Source organism: Pseudoxanthomonas sp. 97-1-1 (assembly GCF_057773125.1).
This window is the reverse complement of sequence record NZ_JBYMTJ010000001.1, coordinates 975,941-997,661: the sequence shown is the minus strand read 5'-3', so window position 1 is coordinate 997,661 and position 21,721 is coordinate 975,941. Positions and strand designations below refer to the sequence as shown.

Below are 21,721 nucleotides of genomic sequence, written 5' to 3'. Positions count from 1 at the left end.
CTGGATTTCATGATGCCATGCCGGTGTTCCGGTGCATCGGGTGGACCGGAAAGCACGATGCCCCCGTTAGGGGGCATCGCGTGGACCCGATGGATTGGGTCCGGTTCACAGTCTCTGATCAGATCAGAAGTTCTGCTCGTACTTCATGTACATCATGCGGCCGTACATGTTGTACAGGGTGTTGCTGTAGAACGGGAAGCCGAACAGCGCGTTGTTGATGGGCGCGTCCTTGTTGGTGACGTTGCGCGCGCCGACCGAGATCTTCGCCTTCCACGGCAGGCTCACGCCGGCCTGCACATCGAACGTGGTCCACGACGGCAGCGTTGTTGCTGCGGTGCCGTTGGAGCTCGATCCGATGTAGTTGGTGATCACGCCGAAGTTGTAGATGCCGCCGGTCCAGTTGAGGGCCAGTTGTCCACGATCTTCCGGGAACGTTGCCGTGCCGGCGCGTTCGATGGTGCCTGCCGCGATCGGGGTGAAGTCGTACTCGAGCTGATGCGACCAGGCCAACTTGGTGTTGAACGTACCGAAGCTGTCGGTCTGGAAGCGCCAGCTGCCCTCGAAGTCCAGGCCCCGGGCCGTCTGCAGCGCGCCGTTGTCGGTCGGCAGCAGGATCAGGTTCGGAGCGCCCGGCAATACGGCGCCATTGGGTGCAATGATCGAAGCGCCACGGGTGACGCCGTAGCCCGGCACACCGGCATCGCCGTTGCGGAAGGCCAGTGCGCGCGGCACGGTGCCGATCACGTTCTCCAGTTCAACGTCGTAGTAGTCCAGCGCGAACGACAGGTCGGCGGTCGGACTCCACACCACGCCGAGGCCCCAGTTGGTGGATTCTTCGGGGGTCAGGTTCGGGTTGGACGAAACCAGCCAGGTGTACTGACCCGACGAGGTGCAGGGATTCACCGGATAGGGCTGGTAAGCAGCATTGCCGGGGGTGGCGCGGACCGCTGTCAGTGCGGCGCACGCCAGTTCGTCACCGCCGGCATGCGGCGGGCTGAGCGTGTTGACAGGCGGGCTGTTCAGGTTGGTGCTGGAGCTGTCGCCGTACATGTCAACCAGCGTGGGCGCGCGGAAACCCTTGCCCCAGCTGCCACGGAACAGCAGTTCGTCCAGCGGACGGAATTCCAGCGACACGCGCGGGGAGAACTTGCTGCCCAGGTCGTTGTAGCTGTCGTAACGGCCTGCCAGGGTCACGTCCAGGGAATCGAAGATCGGGAACAGCGCTTCAAAATACGCTGCATAGTAGGCCCGCTCACCTTCGCCGCCCGCACCCGCAGAGCCGAACACGTTGCGTGCCGCACTCTGGGCATCGTAGGTCTGGGTGAAGCGGTCATCGCGGTACTCGAAGCCCGTCACGAAGCCCACCGCGCCAGCCGGCATCTCGAACAGGTCGAAGCTGATATGGCCATCGCCCGTGACCGAACGCATCTGCGATTCCACGAACACGGTGTGGCCGATACGGCCGGCGTTGGCGGCCACGCTTGCATGGGTCGGATCGAAGGGGTTGAACGAACCCGAGTCGATCAACTGCTGCAGCGTGCTGCCGATGCCGTAGTTGTAGTTGATGCTGTTCTGCGAGTTGAGGCCGTGGCCCAGGCTGACTTCCCAGTCGGCGCCGCCGAACCACTCATTGCTGCCATTCAGGCCGACCATGTACTCGCGCTGCTTGTCCTGGCGGATCGAGTCGCGCGTGCCCAGCGGAGTGAAACGATAGTAGATCGTGCCCGATTGGCCGAAGGGGTTGAACGGGTTGGTGGCCGAAATGGTCGGCAGCAGACCCGGACCACGACCGCCATTGTCCACTGGCGCCGAAGCGTAGACGCCCAAGCTGCGCGTCTCCGAATTCAGTGCACGGAAGAAGAACTGCGTGGACTCGGTCAGGTTGTAGTTGCCGTTGACGAACAGGGCATTGCGACGCAGCGACGATTCGTTGGCCGAGGTGGCACCGTGATCGAAAGCACAGCGGGTCGGACTGATGCGGATGCTGTTCTCGAACTGGTCGCAGTTGGCAACGCTCTGCAGGCCGGCGCTACCCAGGAAGGTGGCCGAGGAGTTGTACGGGCTAAGGCCCGCGGTCCACAGCGCGGCGGGAATCTTGTCGCGGATGTCACGGTTGAACATCATGTCGCGCTGCTGGTGGTCCAGCACGAAGGTGACGTTGCCGCGGTCGGACGAGATGCCACCCGAGACGCTGAGGGTGTTGCCATCAGGGCCGGCTTCGGACGAAGTCTCGTAGCTGGCGGTGACGTTCATGCCCTCATAATCCTTGCGCAGGATGATGTTGACCACGCCGCCGATCGCGTCGGAACCGTACACGGCGCCGGCGCCTTCGCGCAGGATCTCGATGCGCTCGACCGCCGAGGTCGGGATCATGTTGATGTTGGCCGCGCCGCCGGACAGGGCGCCGGAGTTGGTCATGCGACGGCCATCGATCAGGACCAGCGTGTAGGCCGAGCCCAGGCCGCGCAGGTTGATGGTGGCCTGCGAACCCGTGGCCGAGCCCGAAGATTCGCGCGTGGAGCCGAACGAGTTGTAGACGTTGTTGCGCAGGAAGTCGGAGACCGACAGTTCGCCCGCCGCTTCGATGTCCGCACGGGTGATCGTGGTGATCGGCGCTGCTGTTTCGATATCGGTGCGCTTGATGCGCGAACCCGTCACCTCGATGCGATTGAGGGTCGTGGTTTGATCGCTGCTGGCTTCCTGAGCGAAGGCAGCGCCCACGCCCGTGGCCGACACAGCACCGACCGCGAGCGCGAACGAAATCGCGTCACGAAGCTTCGTGGTTTTGCAGTTCATTTCTCTCTCTCTCCCGTAAGGGGTATCCCAAGGTGTCCCTCGAGGCGGTCAAAAGGGTGACCACGAAACGAGGGGGTGACCGGATACTAGTCGGCTTTTAACGGGAATTAAACCCGCGTGAAGATTGAGAGGGGAGAGACGTAAGTTTTGTTACGTTTTTGTGAGATGGCGCACACAATTCAGCCGCCACGCGTGCCCGTATGCTGCTGGAGAGGGGCGAATCGGGGTTGTGCATACGCAAGCACAGGGCCATACGCCCCCGAATGAGGCGAGCCGCAGAAGGTAGTGGCGGACTAGAGGTCCTGCTCGTACCGGACGTAAGGCACGGTGCCTTCGTCGGCGTTGTCGTTGGTCAACGAGAACGGATTCTTGCCGCGGGTGATGACGTTCTCGGCACCCACGGTGAGCTGTCCGCTCCACGGGGTACGCCAGGTCAGGCCCAGGCCCAGGCCCTCGAACTTGCCAGGCTGGCCAGGCACGTCGATGACGCGGCCGATGATGTTTGCGCTGAAGGGGCCGTAGCCGCCGCCGACGGTGAGGCTGCGGCTGTTCCACCGCTCCGCGAACGCCGGCAGGTCGGAAGCCGGTACCAAGGTGGCCTTGGCGACTGCGCCACCGATGGAGACGAAGCCCTCGCGACCGATGTTCTTCTGCCCGAACACGGCCAGATCGTTCTGTTCGACCCGACCCGTGCCACGGCCGGACGACAGCCATGCCGGCAGCGTGTCGCGGCCGGTGCCGGCCGAAAGACCGAGCTTGCCGCCCGGGCGGCTGAGGACGGCAGACGCGCTGATGCGCTGGCTGGACGTTGCCTCGTCCTCGTCGTCCAGGGTCGCCAGCATGCAGTGGCTCGCCAGGTTGCCGATGTTGCCAACCACCCCGGCCTTGCGATTGCAGACCAGCCCAAGCGCATCGCCGCTTTCCAGCCCGAATGCCGTGGTGAGTGAATTGCGGCCCATGCGCCAGCGGGCACCGGCCTCTGCCTGGCCCGTAGGCTCCAGCAACAGGACGGCCTCGACCTTGCCATCGTTGTTCCAGATGGGCAGGGCAGTGGCTTGGGCATCGGCGGCCGGCTTGCGCGTGTTCTTCTGCGCATGTGCGTCCACTACCACGCCGGAGGCGAGCAGCAGGGCAAGCGACAGTGACAGGCTACGCAGATTCATGGCTCGCTTCAGACTCCTAGGACGACCTGGAGTTCCCCTCCCGAAGGGGAACCGATGCTATGCCGTTTATGTTTCTTTAACAAGTCCCCGGGGCGTCCGGCTGTGACCGGACTACTGCAGGCGGTGCGGCGCATCGACTTCGACCGGGTGCGGACTGAAAAGTTCCGCGATCTCCGAGGGCGTGAATCGATACTGTTGCCCACAGAACTCGCAACGGACTTCAGCCACCCCGTCGGCCAGTGCGGCCGTCGCCTCCTCCTCCCCCAACGACTGCAGCATGCTCTCAACCCGTTCGCGTGAACAAGAGCATCCGAACCGAACTGGGCGTTCGGTCAGTATTTGCGGGGCTTCCTCGTGGAACAGGCGGTGCAGCAGGTCCCGGGTGGGGACCGCCAGCAGCTCGGCTTCACCGAGGGTATCGAAGAGGGCGCCCGCCCGGTTCCAGCCGTCGACGTCGCCCTCGTCACCCGGCAGCTTCTGAAGCATCAGGCCGCAGGCGCGCTCGCCGTCAGCGGACAGCAGCAGTCGGGTAGGCAGTTGTTCGGACTGGCGGAAGTAGTCCTCGAAGGCTTCTGCCAGGCGGCTGGCCTGAAGCCCGACCAGGCTCTGGTAGCGCTGGGGTTCGCGGGGATCCAGGCCGGGGTTCTCGATGGTGATGGCGAGCAGCGCGTCGTCGCCCAGGTCGCGCAGATCGCGCGGGGCATCCTGTTCTTCCGGCATCTGGACGATGCCGCGTACGGTGCCAGCCGCCGTGCACTCCGCGAACAGGGTACGCAGGGCGCCGCTGCTGCGGAGTTGGATGGACAACCGCCCATCCACCTTTGTGTGGCCGGTGAACAGCACTGCCGCAGCGCTGGCTTCACCCAGCAGTTCGCGGGCGGCCGGCGGATATGCATCCTGTCCGGCCACGGCCTGCCATGCATCGTCCAGGCGCACGGCCACGCCACGGACGCCGGCAGCGGGAAGCAGAAATCGGGTCAGGGTATCGGCGGTGGTGTCGGCGGTCACGGGAGATCCATACAGGGGAAGTGCGGTCGGGCGGAGCGTCTCGGCATAATGCGCCGTACGAATCCGCCAAGGGAAACGCCACGATGGGGGCAACCATGACCATCCTCAAGCTCGGGATGGCCCGATGAATGTGCCGACGGCCGCCAAGGCGCGGCGTCCGCGTCGTTGGTTCCGCTGGCTGCTCGCGCTGCCGTTCCTGTTTGCGGCTGCCAGCATTCTGCAGGTCGCGGTGCTGAGGTTCGTCGATCCGCCGTTCACCGCGTTCATGGCGGCCCGGATGTTCGAAGCCTGGGGACAGGGGGAATGGGGCTTCCGCATTGCCTACGACTGGCGTGACATGGAGCGCATCGCCCCCAGCCTGCCGGTGTCGATGGTGGCGGCGGAAGACCAGAACTTCGCCATCCATCGGGGGTTCGACCTGGCCGCCATCGAGAAGGCCCGCGCGCACAACCGCAAGATGGTCGAGCGTGCCGAAAAGCGCGGCCGGCCGGTGACGCGACTGCGTGGCGCCAGCACCATCAGCCAGCAGGTCGCCAAGAACCTGTTCCTCTGGCAAGGCCGTCATGCCGCCACCCGTTGGGCGCGGAAGGGGCTGGAGGCCTGGTACACGGTGTTGATCGAAATCCTGTGGCCGAAGCATCGCATCCTCGAGGTCTACGCGAACGTCGCGGAATTCGGTGATGGCGTGTACGGCGGCCAGGCTGCGGCACGAAGCTACTGGGGCAAGGATGCGGCGCGCCTGACATCCGCCGAAAGCGCCCGCCTAGCCGCAGTGCTCCCGGCACCGCGCCGCTACAGCGCGCAGAAACCCGGCCCCTACGTGCAGCGCCAGGCACGACGCATCCAGCGGCAGGTCGGCCAGATTGGCGGGACGGCCTATCTGGAGACGTTGCGGTGAGCGGCGTGGCCACGTGGCAGGTCACCGTGGTGGTGGCTGCCTATAACGAAGCGTTGTCGCTGCCGCTGCTGCATCCGCGCATCGTGGCGGCCCTGGATGCGATGCCGGAGGTGCGGGGGCGCGTGCTGTACGTGGACGACGGCAGCCGGGATGCCACATGGCCGGTGCTGCGCGCTCTGGCCGCAGCGGATTCCCGGGTCTCGGTGCTGCGGCTTTCACGCAACTTCGGCAAGGAAGCGGCGCTGACGGCGGGATTGGATCGCGTGGAAACCGGTGCGGCGCTGATCCTGGATGCCGATGGCCAGGACCCTCCGGAGCTGATTGGCGAATTCGTGCGCCAGTGGCAGGCCGGTTACGACAACGTGCACGGCACGCGGATCGCGCGCGACGGCGAGGGTTGGCTGAAGCGCGCCACGGCGCATGCGTTCTACCGCGTGATCGGCCGCTTGTCGAAGACACCCATCCCCGCCGACACCGGCGACTTCCGCCTGCTCTCGCCGCGTGCGCTTGCCGCATTGCGCGAACTGCGGGAACGGCACCGTTTCATGAAGGGGCTGTTCGGCTGGGTCGGATTCAACCAGGTGGCAGTGCCCTACCATCGCGAAGCACGGGTGGCCGGCAGCAGCAGCTTCGGTTTCTGGAAGCTGTGGAACTTCGCGCTGGAGGGCATCACCAGTTTCACCACCGCGCCGTTGAGGGTTGCGACGTACATCGGCGTGCTCACGGCACTGCTGGCGTTCGCGTTCGCCATCTACATCGTGACCAAGGCGTTCCTGTTCGGGGATCCGGTCGCGGGCTGGCCGACCATGATGGTGGTCATCCTGTTCCTCGGCGGCACGCAGCTGGTGGCGCTGGGACTGATCGGCGAATACCTGGGCCGTCTGTACGAGGAATCCAAGCAGCGTCCGCTGTACCTGGTCGACGCGTGGCAACCGGCGGCGGCAGGAGTATCCTTGCCCGTGCCAGATCGACCCGCTCCCCATTCCGGAGATCGCCATGCGCACGGTTCGTCAGTTGCTGGGGTCCAAGACCCCTGAAGTCTTTTCGGTTTCTCCCGATGCCTCCGTCCTCGATGCCATCAAGCTGATGGCGGAGAAGGGCGTGGGCGCGGTGCTCGCCATGCAGGGCGCGCGACTCTGCGGCATCGTGTCCGAGCGCGACTATGCGCGCAAGGTGGTGTTGCAGGGACGGTCTTCATCCAACACGCCGGTGCGCGACATCATGACGGCCAGGGTAGTGACGGTGCGTCCCGACGACAGTGTCGACCACTGCATGCAGATCGTCACCGAGCATCGCATCCGTCATCTGCCGGTGGTGGAAGGCGAGGCGATCGTCGGCGTGATTTCCATCGGCGACCTGGTCAAGGCCGTGATCGAGGACCAGCAGGTCGAACTGGACCAGTTGCAGCGCTACATCGCCAGCTGAGGCCGACGCCACTACTTCGCGTACTGCCCGCCGCAGCCACTGTCTTCACCGGGACCCACTTCGATCGTCGCCAGCAGGGCGGCCGGCGGTGCGATGCTGCCCAATGCGAGCGCGGTGGCGCCGCGCAGGCCGAGTCGCTTGAAGTCGGGACGGAACGACGGGTCCTTGAACGTGCCACCCACCACCAGCGGCGAGCGCAGCGCCAGGATGCTGCGGTCCTTCGGCCTTGGACGCAGTTCCAGGTCCAGCGTCTCGTCCTTCAGGCTGATCTGGCCCTTGCCGACGATGAGCGTGTCGGTGGTGTCGAACGCGAGCGCGCGTGCCTGCATCACGCCGCCCTTGACGGTGAAGTCGCCGAATGCGCAGCGGACGGGCACGGTGCGGTCTTTCGTCACCAGGAACTTCAACGCCTCGGCGATATCGAGGCCGGCCAGTTCCATCAGCAGATTGCTGATCTGGCCACGTCCCATGCCGATGGCCACGTCGCCGCTGGAGCTGCCGAGGATGGCGGCGATCGAATTGCCGGTGCCTGTCAGCGAGATATCGCCGCCGATGCGCCCGATGGCGGACTTCGTCAGTTCGGCCTGCGGGAACAGTTCTCCCAGGTCGAGTCCGCGCGCCGCGATGCGGGCCTGGGTGCGGATCGGGCTGCTGCGCGCATCCATGCGGATCTGCGAACGGATGTCGCCCTGCGCGACACCGAAGTTCAGCGGCTCCAGGCGCAACAGGCCACCTTCGAGCAGCAGGTGGGCATCCATGTCATCGAGGGGCAGGCCGGGGGCATTGATGCGGTGGGCCTTCCATCGCACGTCGGCATCCATCGCGCGCAGCTTCGCCAGGTTGTACGGCGTGTCGGGCAGCATCCGGGCGTCGGCGGCCAGTGCGGCGGCCTCGGCACGTTGTTGGGCGTTGGCGGCTTCGCTGCCACCGGTCTGTGGCGGGGCACCCACGAAACCCGCGAGATCGTCGAAGTCGAGCCGTTTCGATGCGAGGTTTGCCTTCAGGAGAGGGCGGTCGCGGCCGACCGTCACGCTGGCGGAGCCACCCAGGTCGCTGTCGCCGACGACGCCGGTGAATCCATCGTAGTTCCAGGTGTTGCCGTCGCGGGTGAAGCGGCCATCGAGGCGATAGGGCGGTGTGGGTGGCGTCGCCACGCCGATCAGCGGGAACAGGTCTTCCAGGTTCTGCCCCGCGAGCATGAGCTTGAGGTCGAAGTCGCGCAGGCGGAACGGATCCACCAGTGTCCCGCGTGCGTGCGCCCGGGTAGCGCCTGCAGTGGCGCGGAGATCGATACGGTAAGGCTTGTCGGTCTCCCGCAGTGCCAGAGGCGAGGCCACCTGGCCGGAGAGAGTGAACCGGTTTCCGGACCACCGGCCCTTGCCTTCGATGTCGACCGGGGGCGAATCCGCAGGCGTCGCGCCCGGCGTGCTTGCCAGCCGCACGTCCACGTCCGTCCTGCGTGCCGGGTCGAGAAACAGCAGGCGTCCGTCGTCGATCCAGAGCGCCCCGTAGACGATGCGGCTTTCGCCATCGCGGTCGCCGAACACCCAGTTGCCCTTGCGGTCGGGCCCGGTTTCAAGCCGGAGGTGCGGCTTCGTCAGCCGGATGTCCGTGATGCGTGTTTCCCGTTTGAACAGGAGCGGCCAGATTTCCACGCTGAGTTCGGCGCGGTCTGCGGCGGCCATCACAGGGACCTTCGACCAGGGCGCATTGCCGAAGCTCAGGGTGTTCGCGCGGAGCGTCGTCACGCGCCCGAGGTCCACGTCCAGATCGCCCGCGATCTCGAAGCTGCGCCCGGTCTGCCACGTGACGATGCGTTCGATGGGGCCGCGAAGCCAGTTCCACTGGAAGAGCAGCGCCAGCACCACCAGGCACGCGGCCAGCGCGCCCAGCACCAGCGCGCGGGTGCGCGTCAACGCGCGTAGAGCGAAACGGCTGCGTGGGGAGGGCGCTTCGTCCATGGCCCCATCGTCCTGTGCCGCGTGTTCATGCATTGCGAAGTGCGTGCCCGCCGGTTCATGTGCGGGACACGAACGTCGAGGGCCGGTTCAGGGTGCCAGGCGCGGCGTCAGCACCTGCTGGGTGACCGCCACGAAGTGGCAGACGCTGCCCGCGATGACGAAAAGATGCCAGATGGCATGCGAATAGCGGATCGATTCGCGGTGATAGAAGAAGGTGCCCAAGGTATAGAACAGGCCGCCAGCCAGCATCCATCCCAGCGTCCACGGGTCGACGGAGGTCAGCAGCGGCTTGACCGCCACGACCACCAGCCATCCCATCGCGATGTAGATGATCGTGGAGAGCAGCTTGAAGCGGCCGGTGTAGAAGAGCTTGAAGATCACCCCGGCGAGGGCGAGCGTCCAGATGGCCGTGAACAGTCCCCAGCCCCATGGTCCGCGCAACCCGATCAGGGTGAACGGGGTGTAGGTGCCCGCGATGAGCAGGTAGATCGCGCAGTGGTCGAAGACCTTCAGCCGTCCCTTCGCCACCGGGTGCTGGATGGCGTGATACAGCGTGGAGGCCGTGTAGAGCAGGAGCAGCGTCACGCCGAACACGATGGAGGCGCCCAGCTGCCAGCCGTCGCCGTGGATGGCCGCCAGCGTGATCAGCACTGCCCCACCCGCAAGTGCGGCGACGGCACCCAGTCCGTGCGTCAGGGCGCTCGCGATCTCGTCGCGGATATCGATCAGGTGATCCGCCCGCTTGCGGGCGCGCAGGGTCTCGAGAGGGGAGGAATCCGACATGCGCCAACGTTACCGCAATGCAGCACCTGATGCATGGACATGGCGCTCATGGTCGGTGGATGAAGGGGCTCCAGCTTGGCCTGGAGCCCTCAACGGCATGCCGCACCGGCTTCCCGCCACTGGTCAGCCCAGGTCCACGCTGTGGGCGTGCTCGCGCGTCGCCAGGAACGCCACGTCGGGCGCGCGTTCCTGCGCCAGTTGCAGGTTGACCCGCGTCGGCGCCAGGTAGACCAGCTGGCCCGCCGCGTCCAGGGCCAGGTTCATGGCGTTCTTGTCGCGGAACTCTTCGAGCTTCTTCGCGTTGTCGCAGCGGATCCAGCGCGCCGTGGCCACGCTGACGTTCTCGAACGACGCATCCACGCCGTATTCGTCCTTCAGGCGGTACGCGACCACATCGAACTGCAGCACGCCCACCGCGCCCAGGATCAGGTCGTTGCTCATCAGTGGGCGGAAGAACTGGGTGGCGCCTTCTTCGCTCAGCTGCGCCAGGCCCTTCTGCAACTGCTTGAGCTTGAGCGGGTCGCGCAGGCGCGCGCGGCGGAACAGTTCCGGTGCGAAGTTGGGGATGCCGGTGAAGCTGATCGCTTCGCCTTCGCTGAATGTGTCGCCGATGGAGATGGTGCCGTGGTTGTGGATGCCGATCACGTCGCCGGGGTATGCCTCGGCGGCGATCTCGCGGTCGCTGGCCATGAAGGTCAATGCATTGGCCAGCTTCATTTCCTTGCCGGTACGCACGTGGAAGGTCTTCATGCCCGCCTCGAAGCGGCCGGAGCACACACGCATGAACGCCACGCGGTCGCGGTGCTGCGGGTCCATGTTGGCCTGGATCTTGAAGACGAAGCCGGTGAGCTTGTTCTCCTCCGGCTGCACCTCGCGGCCGGTGGTCTCGCGCGGCTGCGGCGATGGCGCGTGTTCGATGAAGAAGTCCAGCAGCGGCTGCACGCCGAAGTTGTTGACGCCCGAGCCGAAGAAAACCGGCGTCTGCTTGCCGTCCAGGTAGGCCTGCTTGTCGAAGGGATGGCTGGCGCCCTGCACCAGTTCCAGTTCGTCGCGCAGTTGCGCCAGCATTTCTTCGCCGATCTTCTCCGCCAGACCGGGCGCATCCAGCGAGGGGAAAATTGTCGAATCCTGGCGGGTGAAGTTGCGGCCGGGCTCGTACAGGTGCACTTCGCCGGTGATCAGGTGCACCACGCCCTTCAGGCGCTGTCCCATGCCGATCGGCCAGGTGACGGGCGCGCACTGGATACCGAGCACGCTTTCCACCTCGTCCAGCAGGTCGATGGGGTCCTTGCCTTCGCGGTCCAGCTTGTTGATGAAGGTCATGATGGGCGTGTCGCGCAGGCGGCAGACTTCCATCAGCTTGATCGTGCGCTCCTCCACGCCCTTGGCCACGTCGATCACCATCAACGCGCTGTCGACCGCGGTGAGCACGCGGTAGGTGTCCTCGCCGAAGTCGGCGTGGCCCGGCGTATCCAGCAGGTTGACGATCTTGCCCTCGTACGGGAACTGCATCACCGATGAGGTGACCGAGATGCCGCGCTCTTTTTCCAGCGCCATCCAGTCCGAGGTCGCGTGGCGCGCGGCCTTGCGGCCCTTGACCGAGCCGGCCATCTGGATCGCGCCGCCGAACAGCAGCAGCTTTTCGGTCAGCGTGGTCTTGCCGGCGTCGGGGTGGGAAATGATGGCGAAGGTACGGCGGCGCGCCGCTTCGGAGGCCACTGCGCTTTTCGGATCGGACATGGGGCGGGCGCCCGGACGGGCGCAGAGGAAGCGGGGAGGGGCGCGATTATAGCGGGGCGCGGGGGATGGATCGTCGGCGCCGGCTCAACGGCTGGCCGGGAACTGCAGTCGTCCCAGGGGGCCGAACATGCGGAACGGCACCGATTCCAGCCGCATGCCACGGTTGGCCTGCACCACGAAATGCAGGTGCGGTGCGGTGGAGAACCCCGTATTGCCCGACAGTCCGATGTACTGGCCCTTGCGCACGTACTGGCCCACGCGCACCTGTGCGCCTTCCGCCTTGAGGTGTGCGTACAGCGCCATGCTGCCGTCGGAATGCAGGATACGGATGAAATTGGCGCGCCCGCCGTACTTCTCGCGGTTCAGCCCTGCCTTGTCGAAATCCGATTCCACCTGCATCACCAGCCCTTCGCGGGCCGCCACGATCCGGGTGCCCTCGGGAACGGCAAAATCGACCGCGTGCAGGTTCTGCGCGTCGCTGTGGCTGAACCGGCCACCGGGCCCCTGGTCCACGCGCACGCGTCCGTAGTCGAACGGCAGACGGTACTCGTAGTCCTGCGGGCGGCTGTCCGGATCGCCGGGCATGCCGTCCAGGGTCAGTTCGAAGTCGCCGCCCCGCAGCGGGTCCGTCACCCCGATGTCGGCCACCAGCACGCTGCTGCGCGCCGGGACCACGGCGCGGGCGGGCAAGGCCGGCACGCTGCGTACGTCGCGCTGGCGACGGAAGCCGAGCTGCACTTCCACCGGCCCATGCATCAGGTTGTCGGCCCAGGCCTGGTAGCGCAGGCCCTGTTTCTCCAGCCGCAGGCGCACCAGCGCACTGGGCGGATTGCGGAACCGCATGACGTCCAGGCTGCTGTCCGCCAACTGGTCGGGCGGCGGGGGCTGGTCGCCGTACTGCGTATAGCCCTGCTTGTCCTTCCAGCGGTACAGGCGGGCCGCGTGGACGGCGCCGATGCTGGCAACCAGCACGGCGACGCCGCAGGCCAGGGCCAGTACGCGTGCGCTCACCGTGGGCAGTCGCCCTGCAGGTCGAGTGCGCGGGCGATGTCGCGCAGGTCGAAGGCGGCCAGTGATACGTCGTTGTGCAGCGCGAACAGCGCGCCGGCCGGGAAACGCCTGGTCGGCATCGCGTAGACCGTCTCGCCGTCGGTATTGGCCGTCACCTGCCCGGAAAACACGCCGCGGGGCGCCAGCGTGGTGCGGTCGAACACGCGGAAGCGGGTCGGGGTCAGCTGGTCCACCGCCACCCAGTACCCGTCCTCGGCGCTGCATGCCCACAGCGCGATGCCTTCGGCATCGGCGTCGAACACCGGCAGGCTGTGGCCGTTGTAGCGCCCGGACAGGGTGTAGTCGCGCAGCGTGGAGCCCACGCGGCGGTCCTCTTCGGCCACCAGCAGGCGCTGGTGCACCGGATCGCCGGCGATCGACTCCACCATGCGCAGCGCACCCGCCGCACCCGTGTCGCCGAACTCGCCCACCAGGCTGGCCTCCAGCTTGCCACCGTCTTCCACGCGTACCTGGAACCGCTTCACGCGCCCGGACAATTCTTCCATCGGGGGCAGCTTCATGGTGCGGAAATCGGCCATGAAGCTGTCGGTGACGAACAACTCCAGTTGGCCCGGCGCGGTTTCGTGCACCCACAGACCGTACGGCGCGCGCAGCGCGTCAGCCCCGAACGCGCCCAGCGGCGCGAACTCCGGCAGCCGGAACGCCTGCACCCGGTGATTGTCGCGTTCGGCCACGAACAGCAGGTCGCCGAACACCGCGATGCCGTTGGGGCGGTTGAACTGGCCCACTGCACTCCCGGACGTACCGACCGTGCGCAGGCGCTGGCCGGTGTCCGCGTCGTAGATGGCGAGGTGGTGGGTGGCCTTGGCCGTGGCGATCAGCCAGACCTGGCCGTCCTCCGCGGGCCATGCCACCAGCGAATCGAGTTCGTCGCCGGCGACCGGGTCGGAGACCCAGGCTTCCGCAATGGTGGCGTCGGCTGCGGTCCTGGGCGGAGGCGCGGGCGGGGTGGAGGTGTGCAGGGGGGCGGTGGAGCAGGCGGCCAGCAGCGCCGCGCAGAGACCGCCCAGGAGGCAATTCCGGGTCATGTTGTGAATTATGCGTTATCGCTGTGGCGGCCGGCAGGGAGACCGGCGTCAAATTTCATCGCTTCATCCGAATAAAGCGATTGACATAGGCGGAAACCGGCGGCAGAGTAGCCTCACCATCGAGACCGGCAGAGGGACAGGCCCGAAGAAGCCGGGGCAGCCAGCGACGCGCAAGCGCCGTGTAGGTGCCAAATCCTGCGGGGACCTCAGCGTCTGCCGGAAGATGGTTCGTACCGTGTCCTCAGCACGGCGAACGCGAGCTCCGCGAAGCTCGGTGGTGCAGTCCCGTCCCGCAAGGGATCACGCCCACCGGATGCCGCCATGAGTTTCGTCAGTCCTTCGCTCCATCGCCTTGCCGAGCCTTCGTCGCTCGAGGGCCTCCCGCTGTCTTCCACGCAGGACGACGCGCCCCGCGCCCTGCGCGGCGAAGTGGTGGTGGAACTGGCCATGCGCCATGCCGGCACGCGCGCGGTGACGCTGCGCTACGAGCTGCAGGGGCCGGTGGGTGCACCCGTGGTCTTCGTGGCCGGCGGTATTTCCGCGCACCGCCACCTGACCGCCAGCCATGTGTTCCCCGAAAACGGCTGGTTGAACGACCTCGTTGGCGCCGGCCGCGCGCTGGATCCGGCGCAGCGGCAACTGCTTGCGTTCGATTTCATCGGCGCCGACGGCCGCCTGGATGCGCCGATCGATTCCGCTGACCAGGCCGATGCAATCGCCAAGCTGCTGGGCGCACTGGGCATCGCGCGTCTGGAGGCCTTCGTCGGTTACTCGTACGGTGCGCTGGTCGGCCTGCAGTTCGCTGCCCGCCATCCCGAACGCGTGAAGAAGCTGATCGCCGTCAGTGGTGCCCATCGCGCGCATCCGTATGCGGCCGCCTGGCGCGCCCTGCAGCGGCGTGCGGTGACGCTGGGCCAGTTGCAATGCGCCGACGCGCAGGGCCTGTCGCTGGCGCGCCAGTTCGCCATGCTCAGCTACCGCACGCCGGAGGAATTCGGCGAGCGCTTCGACACCGCACCGGAAATCGTCAACGGCCGCGTGCGCGTCGCCGCGGAGGACTACCTGGATGCCGCCGGTGCGCAGTACGTCGCGCGTACGCCGGTGACCGCCTATGTGCGCCTGTCCGAGTCCATCGACCTGCACCGCGTCGACCCCGCCGACATCCGCGTGCCCACCCTTGTGGTCGCGGTGGAAGGCGACCGCCTGGTGCCGCTGTCCGACTCCGTGGCGCTGGTGGAAGGCCTCGGCACGCTGGGCCAGTTGCGCGTGTTGCGCTCCCCCTACGGCCACGACGCCTTCCTGAAAGAAACCGACCGCATCGATTCCATCCTCACCTCGGCCCTGCGCGCCGCCGGAGACCTCGCATGAGCAGCTTCATCCCCACCGACGCCGACACCGCCTGTCGTCCCGCCACCGCCGCCGTGCGCGCCGGCATCGACCGCGATACCGCCTACGGCGCCGTCACGCCGCCCATCGTGCTGTCGTCGAACTTCAGCTTCGCCGGCTTCGCGCAGAAGCGCGAGTACGACTACACCCGCAGCGGCAATCCCACGCGCGACCTGCTGGCCGAGGCGCTGGCCGAACTGGAAGGCGGTGCCGGCGCCGTCGTCACCGCCACCGGCATGGGCGCGATCACGCTGGTGCTGAACGCGCTGCTGGAGCCGGGCGATCGGCTGGTGGTGCCGCACGACGCCTACGGCGGCAGCTGGCGCCTGTTCAACGCGCTGGCGAAGAAGGGTCACTTCGAACTGATCACCGCCGACCTGACCGATCCACGCTCGCTGGCCGATGCGCTGGCGCAGTCGCCCAAGCTGGTGCTGATCGAAACCCCGTCCAATCCGTTGCTGCGCATCACCGACCTGCGCTTCGTCATCGAGGCCGCGCACAAGGCCGGCGCGCGTACGGTGGTGGACAACACCTTCCTGTCGCCCGCGCTGCAGACGCCGATCGAATTCGGCGCCGACGTCGTGCTGCATTCCACCACCAAGTACATCAACGGCCACAGCGACGTGGTCGGTGGCGCGGTGGTAGCGCGCGATGCGGAAACCCACCAGCAGCTGGTCTGGTGGGCGAATGCACTGGGCCTGACCGGCTCGCCGTTCGACAGCTTCCTGACCCTGCGCGGCCTGCGCACGCTGGATGCCCGCCTGCGCGTGCACCAGGAGAATGCCGATGCCATCGCTGCGCTGCTGGATGGGCATCCGGTGGTATCCAAGGTCTACTTCCCCGGGCTTGTGTCGCATCCCGGTCATGCGGTGGCGGCGCGCCAGCAGAAGGGTTTCGGCGCCATGCTGAGCGTCGAACTCGACGGCGGCGAAGAAGCCGTGCGCGCCTTCGTCGAGGGCCTGCGCTACTTCACCCTGGCCGAATCGCTGGGCGGTGTGGAAAGCCTGGTCGCGCACCCGGCGACGATGACGCATGCGGCGATGACGTCGGAAGCGCGCGCCAAGGCGGGCATCTCCGACGGCCTGCTGCGCCTGTCGGTGGGCATCGAGGCCACCGACGACCTGCTGGCCGACATCGCTGCCGCCCTGGCGCGCGCCGAAGCCGTGGTGGCCGAGTCCAAACGCAGGCTCGCCGACGCATGAGCACCGTCGTACGGCTGGCCACCGCGCCGCGTGCCGCGCCGAAACTGGCGCTGCTGGGGACGGGCGTGGTGGGCAGTGCCTTCGTCGCACGTTACCAGCGCCTGCAGGAGCGCGCGTTGCATGTGCCGACGCTGGCATGGCTGGCCAATTCACGCGCCTTGCAGCCTTGCGACGTGTCCGTGCGACAGGCACTGGATGATGCCAACCAGGCCGTCGCCCGCGCTGACGACCTGCCACCGTGGGCGGAGGGCGAAGCTCTGCGTGCCGGCGATATCGTGGTGGATGCCACGGCAAGCGAGACCGTGGCGGACTGGCATGCGGAATGGCTGTCGCGGGGCGTGCATGTGGTGACGGCCAACAAGCTGGGAAGTGGCAGCTCGCTGCCGCGCGCACAGGCCATCGCGCGTGCACGAGCGGATTCCGGCGCGCAGTACGGCGATGCCGCCACCGTCGGCGCGGGACTGCCGCTGCTGCGCAGCCTGCGCGCGCTGGTGGCTGGCGGCGACCGCATCCATCGCGTCGAAGGCGTGCTGTCCGGTTCGCTGGCGTGGTTGTTCAACCAGTACGACGGCATGCGCGCGTTCTCCGGCTTCGTCCGCCAGGCGCGACAGGCCGGTTTCACCGAGCCCGACCCGCGCCTGGACCTGTCCGGCGAGGACGTGCGCCGCAAGCTGCTGATCCTGGCGCGTGCGGCGGGCTTCCCGTTGCAGACCGAAGACGTGCGGGTGGATTCGCTGGTGCCGGCGGAGCTCGCCGCGCTGCCGCTGGCGGAACTGGACGCGGCGCTCGTCCAACTGGATGCACCGCTGGCAACGCGTTTCAAGGACGCCTACCGGAATGGCGCGCGCCTGCGTTTCCTTGGCCGCTTCGATGCCGAACGCGCCAGCGTCGGCCTGCAGGCACTGCCGGTCGATCATCCGCTGTGCGGCGGTGGCGGCACCGACAATCGCGTGGCGATCTACAGCGACCGCTACGCCGAACAGCCGCTGGTGGTGCAGGGCCCGGGCGCCGGCGCGGACGTCACCGCGGCGGCGCTGCTGGACGACGTACTGGCGATCTCGCAGGCGGCGTAGCAGTCCCTTCCGGGCGCGTCATGGCGTCAGGGCGTCCAGCAACGCCGTGTTGAAGCGCGCCGGGGCTTCCACCTGCGGCGAGTGCCCCAGGTCGTCGAACTCGACCAGCGTCGCGCCGGGGATCGCAGCGGCTGCCCGCTTGCCCAGCGCAGGATAGTCGCCCAGCCGTTTCGCCAGTTCGGGGGATGCCAGATCCTTGCCGATGGCGGTGCGGTCCTTCTGGCCGATGAAGAGGGTCGTCGGTACGGTGATCCGCGGAAATTCGTGGACGACAGGCTGATTGAACACCATGTCCGATGTCAGCGCCTGGCTCCATGCCACCGCGTCGCGGCCGTCGCCTGCGTACATGCCACCCAGCATCCGCACCCAGCGTTCGTACTCCGGCTTCCACTCGCCGCCGTAGTACACCGTGCGCTGGTAGTCGCGGATGGTGTCGAACGAGGTTTTCAGCTCGCGCGCGTACCAGGCATCGATGCTCCGCCACGGCACGCCGACGGCCTTCCAGTCCTCCAGCCCGATCGGATTGACCAGCACCAGCTGCTGCGTGGCCTGCGGATACTGCAGCGCATAGCGCGTGGCCAGCATGCCGCCCATCGAATGACCCACGACCACCGCGCGCCGAATGCCGAGATCCGCCAGCAGGGCATGCGTGTTGGCAGCCAACTGGTCGAAGGAATACTGGTAGCGCTGCGGCTTGGCCGACTTGCAGAAGCCGATCTGGTCCGGTGCTATCACGCGGTAGCCGGCTTCCGTCAATGCGGTGATCGCCGACTCCCACGTGGCGGCGCAGAAGTTCTTGCCGTGCAGCAGCACGACGGTACGGCCGTTCGGCGCTGCAGGCGCGACATCGAGATAGGCCATCTCCAGCGATTGGGCCTGTGATGCGATTGCGAAGGTCCGCACCGGGTGCGGGTAGTCGAACCCCTCGAGCCGTGCGCCGTGGCGGGGCAGTGCCTCGGCATGCGCGGGCGGGAGGGTGGCGAGGGTCATCGCCAACGTGGCCAGCTTCCAGCGAACAGTCTTCATGCAACGGTTCCGCAACGTGGCATGCCAGCGTATCGCGGATGCCCTTCGGATGACGTCAATCCTGCGGCAGAGATGCTGGCGGTGTGGCGAGCGGATGATGTGGGCCGCGCAACGCGAGGTTGCCGCGACGGACCAGCTCGCCGGGGTCGCGGCGCAGCAGGTCGGGATCGAGCGGAGGCAATGGCGACGTCGTGGCTTCGTAGAGCGCCCAGCCATTGCGGCCGTTCGCCTTCACCTCGTACAGCGCGCGATCCGCCAGCGAAACCAGCTGTTCCCAGCCCAGCAGGTCGGGCGCGGTCGCGAAAGGGGGATAGCCGATCAGGCCCAGGGAGGCGGTCACCTGCAGGTGACCGCCGGCCACTTCGATCGGTTGTGCGGCGATGGCGGTGCAGATGCGCCGGCCCAGCGCGTGCAGCTCGTGCCGCGGCATCGGCCTGAACACCATCAGGAATTCTTCCCCACCCCAACGGATCACGTAGTCGCCGTCGCGCGACAGCGTGCGCAGACGATGCGCGACGGTCTGCAGCACGTGGTCACCCGCCTGGTGGCCATGGCCATCGTTGATCGACTTGAAGTGGTCGATGTCCAGCAGCGCGAAGGCCAGTACGTCGACCCCGGCCGCGAAGCCGGGCATGCGCTGGTAGTACGCGATATCGGCAGGGAGCTGCCGGGTCAGGTAGCGACGGTTGTGCAGGCCGGTCAGCGGGTCGGTGAGGCTGATGGCTTCCAGTTGCCGGTTGGCCTGCTGCAGGTCCCGCGTGCGCTGCTGCACGAGCCGTTCCAGTGCGATGCGCCGGTTGTGGTGGCGTCGCAGCACCCAGCGGTTGGAAAGCACCACCAGGATCGCCAGGCTGACCGCCACCAGCAGGTAGAACCATGCGCTCTCGTAGAAATACGGAGCGATGGAGAACGACTGCGTGGCGGCGGCACGGCCGGATACGCCACTGTTGTTGGTGCCGATGATCTCGAACACGTAACGCCCTGCGGGCAGGTTGGTATAGGTCGCGCTGCGCTGGTGGGGGTCTTCCAGCAACCGCCAGTCTTCGTCGTAACCCTTCAGGCGATAGCGGATGTCGATGTGGTCCGAGGCCTGGAAACTGAGGGTGGTGAACTCGAAGCGCAGGTCGCGCGCCGCGCTGGGCAGCGACCAGTCGGCGGCGGGATCCGCCGGGCGCCACTTGCCCTGGACCTGCACGCGTTCGACCACCGATTCGGGCACGTAGGCGTTGGCCAGGTCCTGGTCCGTCGCCATCACCACCACGCCGTCGCGCGTGGGCAGCCATAGAGCGTTGTCGACCAGGAACCCGCGGCTGTTGCCCGCGCCATTGCAGCAGTCCCCCTTCTGGCCGCCGTGGCGGTCGCCGCGTTCGTTGAGCAGCGTCCTGGCGTTGACGCGCACACCGGGATCTTCGGTGGCGGCCAGCAGGTCCGCGACGGCGACCCGATAGATCCCGCGCAGGCCACCGACCCAGAGGAATCCGCTGGCGTCCTCGCCAAAGAAGAACGCGGCGTTTGCGGGAATGCCGCGCTGCTTGTCCAGGCGCGTCCAGCGCTGGCCGTCGAACAGGAGCAGCATTTCCTCCGACAGCGTGCCTGCCACCCATTGCCCGCCGGCGAGTTCGTGCAATGCGACGATGTGCGGCGCGTCCAGGCCGGTGCCGCCAAACGGGATTGCGAGCAACTGCTCGTCGACGAACTCGTACAGGCCGCTCTGCGTGCCGACCAGCAGGCGGCCGTCACGGGTTTCCAGCAGTACGCGCACGCGGATGTCGCGCAGGCCCGCCTGTTCGGCGTAGCGGTGCAGCCGGTCTCCGCCATCCCAGCGGTACAGCCCGGTGCTGGTGGCGAACCAGAGCCGTCCGCTCCGGTCACGCACGATGCCGTTGACCTGCGCGGTGTCCATCGCCGCCAGCATGCGCGGACGCTGCACGCGTCCATCGCGGTAGAGCGCCGCGCCGTTGCGCGTTCCGATCCACGTCTGCCCGTTCTCGGGCAACAGGCTGTAGGCGGCGGGATGCGGCAGTGCGCGTCCCGGTATCAGCGTGCGGAAACGCCCGCTTTCCAGCACGCTCACGCCGTCGTCGCTGCCCACCCATGTACGGCCATCGGGGGCCCGCGCGGCCGACCACAGCAGAGGCTGGGCCAGCCCTTCCGCTCGACTGTAACGGCGCGTCCAGCCGTTCCAGGTGCGGCTGACGCCTTCGTTGTTGCTGCCCAGCCAGAGGTTGGATTCACGGTCTTCGTAGAGCGCGCGGATCTCCGCCAGCGGACCTGAGGCGCGGATCCGTTCCAGCAGTCGGCCCTGGCGAAAGCGGTAGAGCGTGTCGCGCGTGCTCGCCCACAGGATGCCGTCGTGGTCCTCGTGCAGTGCCTGCACGCCGCCACTCACCGGCGCGACTTCGCCGTGCCGCTGCCAGCGGCGGCCATCGAACACGAACAGGCCGGTACCGCACCCGGCCCAGAGCCGTCCATCGTGGCGTGCCAGCGAGGTGATCGCGTCCGCGGAGACGTTGCCGGGCAGTGTCAGCGTGCGTTCGCCTGCGCCATCGAAGACGTGCACCCGTCCGCGGCTACCGGCCCATAGCGTCCCGTCGGCGTCGACATGAAGGGCCAGCGCGCCGCCGTCCTCGATCCGGTGGAGGGTCTGCAGGCGGTGACCAACGACCACCATCACGCCCCGGTTCGAGGCCACCAGCAGCCTTCCGCGGGCATCGCGCGCCAGCGCGTTCACGTCCACCACGCCCGGTGCTTCGCCGTCGGCCAGGGCCAGCGGCGTGACCTGGTTGCCTTCGCGCACCGCCAGCCCCTGTGGCGTGCCAATCCACAGGCGTCCTTCGTCATCGGTGTGCAACGCCTCGATCCACGTGCTGGGCAGGCCGGGCGTGTTGTCCAGGTCGAAATTGGTGAAGCGCACCCCGTCGAAGCGGCTGAGCCCGGCCTGGGTGCCGAACCAGAGGTAGCCCGGCCGGTCCTGGGCGATGGCCAGGACGCTCAGCTGGGGCAGGCCCTGTTCCAGCGCCCAGTGATTGCGCACGTAGTGGTGGAACGACTTGGAGGGGTCGAGCGCCTGTGCGGACGGACAAAACGCCGCCATCCCGCCCAGCAGGGGCAGGCACCAGGCCGCCAGTCGGTGCCGCCAGGACGGGCGGGCACGGCGGGTC

General features: G+C 67.3%; 16 protein-coding genes and 1 riboswitch. Of the genes, 6 read left to right on the top strand and 10 right to left on the bottom strand.

Annotated elements, in window-relative coordinates:
- Positions 1–123: 123 nt before the first annotated feature.
- From AC3DET_RS04800 to hslO, 3 genes are all read right to left on the bottom strand, one after another.
- Positions 124–2,796 (bottom strand): TonB-dependent receptor plug domain-containing protein, encoded by a 2,673-nt coding sequence (locus tag AC3DET_RS04800; protein ID WP_488390877.1) that lies wholly within the window; start codon positions 2,794–2,796, stop codon positions 124–126.
- A gap of 293 nt (positions 2,797–3,089) precedes the next feature.
- Positions 3,090–3,959 (bottom strand): XOO1806 family protein, encoded by an 870-nt coding sequence (locus AC3DET_RS04795; RefSeq protein WP_488390876.1) that lies wholly within the window; start codon positions 3,957–3,959, stop codon positions 3,090–3,092.
- Between the two features lie 111 nt (positions 3,960–4,070).
- On the bottom strand, positions 4,071–4,967 hold the full coding sequence (gene hslO, locus AC3DET_RS04790; protein ID WP_488390875.1) for an Hsp33 family molecular chaperone HslO: 897 nt from the start codon (positions 4,965–4,967) through the stop codon (positions 4,071–4,073).
- Positions 4,968–5,091: 124 nt separating this feature from the next.
- Between hslO and mtgA the strand changes: the two genes are divergently transcribed.
- The 3 genes from mtgA to AC3DET_RS04775 are packed head-to-tail and all read left to right on the top strand — an operon-like array spanning position 5,092 to position 7,290.
- Positions 5,092–5,865, top strand: coding sequence for a monofunctional biosynthetic peptidoglycan transglycosylase (gene mtgA / locus AC3DET_RS04785; RefSeq protein WP_488390874.1), 774 nt, complete (start codon positions 5,092–5,094; stop codon positions 5,863–5,865).
- Between the two features lie 5 nt (positions 5,866–5,870).
- The gene (locus AC3DET_RS04780; protein WP_446537685.1) at positions 5,871–6,902 is read left to right on the top strand and encodes a glycosyltransferase family 2 protein; all 1,032 of its coding nucleotides are present in this window, start codon (positions 5,871–5,873) and stop codon (positions 6,900–6,902) included.
- Entirely contained in the window at positions 6,862–7,290 is a 429-nt protein-coding gene (locus tag AC3DET_RS04775) for a CBS domain-containing protein (RefSeq protein ID WP_192200322.1), read from the top strand. The genes AC3DET_RS04780 and AC3DET_RS04775 overlap by 41 nt, the downstream gene beginning before the upstream one ends.
- 11 nt (positions 7,291–7,301) lie before the next feature.
- On the opposite strand, the gene AC3DET_RS04770 is transcribed toward AC3DET_RS04775, so the two are convergent.
- The 5 genes from AC3DET_RS04770 to AC3DET_RS04750 all read right to left on the bottom strand — a co-directional run bounded on the left by AC3DET_RS04770 (position 7,302) and on the right by AC3DET_RS04750 (position 13,873).
- Complete coding sequence (locus tag AC3DET_RS04770; protein WP_488390873.1) at positions 7,302–9,251, bottom strand: AsmA family protein; 1,950 nt, start codon at positions 9,249–9,251, stop codon at positions 7,302–7,304.
- 87 nt (positions 9,252–9,338) lie between these two features.
- The gene (gene trhA, locus AC3DET_RS04765; protein WP_337730503.1) at positions 9,339–10,034 is read right to left on the bottom strand and encodes a PAQR family membrane homeostasis protein TrhA; all 696 of its coding nucleotides are present in this window, start codon (positions 10,032–10,034) and stop codon (positions 9,339–9,341) included.
- Positions 10,035–10,157: 123 nt separating this feature from the next.
- Entirely contained in the window at positions 10,158–11,774 is a 1,617-nt protein-coding gene (locus AC3DET_RS04760) for a peptide chain release factor 3 (protein WP_446537683.1), read from the bottom strand.
- 84 nt (positions 11,775–11,858) lie between these two features.
- Entirely contained in the window at positions 11,859–12,785 is a 927-nt protein-coding gene (locus tag AC3DET_RS04755; RefSeq protein ID WP_446537682.1) for a peptidoglycan DD-metalloendopeptidase family protein, read from the bottom strand.
- Positions 12,782–13,873, bottom strand: a complete 1,092-nt coding sequence (locus tag AC3DET_RS04750; RefSeq protein WP_488390872.1) for a phytase — start codon at positions 13,871–13,873, stop codon at positions 12,782–12,784. The genes AC3DET_RS04755 and AC3DET_RS04750 overlap by 4 nt, the downstream gene beginning before the upstream one ends.
- 113 nt (positions 13,874–13,986) lie before the next feature.
- Positions 13,987–14,103, top strand: a riboswitch (SAM riboswitch).
- A gap of 91 nt (positions 14,104–14,194) precedes the next feature.
- Here AC3DET_RS04750 and metX point away from each other — a divergent pair.
- The 3 genes from metX to AC3DET_RS04735 are packed head-to-tail and all read left to right on the top strand — an operon-like array spanning position 14,195 to position 17,534.
- Entirely contained in the window at positions 14,195–15,241 is a 1,047-nt protein-coding gene (gene metX / locus AC3DET_RS04745; RefSeq protein WP_488390871.1) for a homoserine O-succinyltransferase MetX, read from the top strand.
- The gene (locus AC3DET_RS04740; protein ID WP_488390870.1) at positions 15,238–16,461 is read left to right on the top strand and encodes an O-succinylhomoserine (thiol)-lyase; all 1,224 of its coding nucleotides are present in this window, start codon (positions 15,238–15,240) and stop codon (positions 16,459–16,461) included. Before metX ends, AC3DET_RS04740 begins: the two co-directional genes overlap by 4 nt.
- Positions 16,458–17,534 (top strand): homoserine dehydrogenase family protein, encoded by a 1,077-nt coding sequence (locus AC3DET_RS04735; RefSeq protein WP_488390869.1) that lies wholly within the window; start codon positions 16,458–16,460, stop codon positions 17,532–17,534. The genes AC3DET_RS04740 and AC3DET_RS04735 overlap by 4 nt, the downstream gene beginning before the upstream one ends.
- Before the next feature lie 18 nt (positions 17,535–17,552).
- Here the strand turns inward: AC3DET_RS04735 and AC3DET_RS04730 are convergent, their stop codons facing one another.
- Entirely contained in the window at positions 17,553–18,524 is a 972-nt protein-coding gene (locus tag AC3DET_RS04730) for an alpha/beta fold hydrolase (protein ID WP_488391169.1), read from the bottom strand.
- Positions 18,525–18,615: 91 nt separating this feature from the next.
- Positions 18,616–21,654: a two-component regulator propeller domain-containing protein gene (locus tag AC3DET_RS04725; protein ID WP_488390868.1), complete on the bottom strand. Its 3,039-nt coding sequence runs from the start codon at positions 21,652–21,654 to the stop codon at positions 18,616–18,618.
- Between the last annotated feature and the right edge of the window lie 67 nt (positions 21,655–21,721).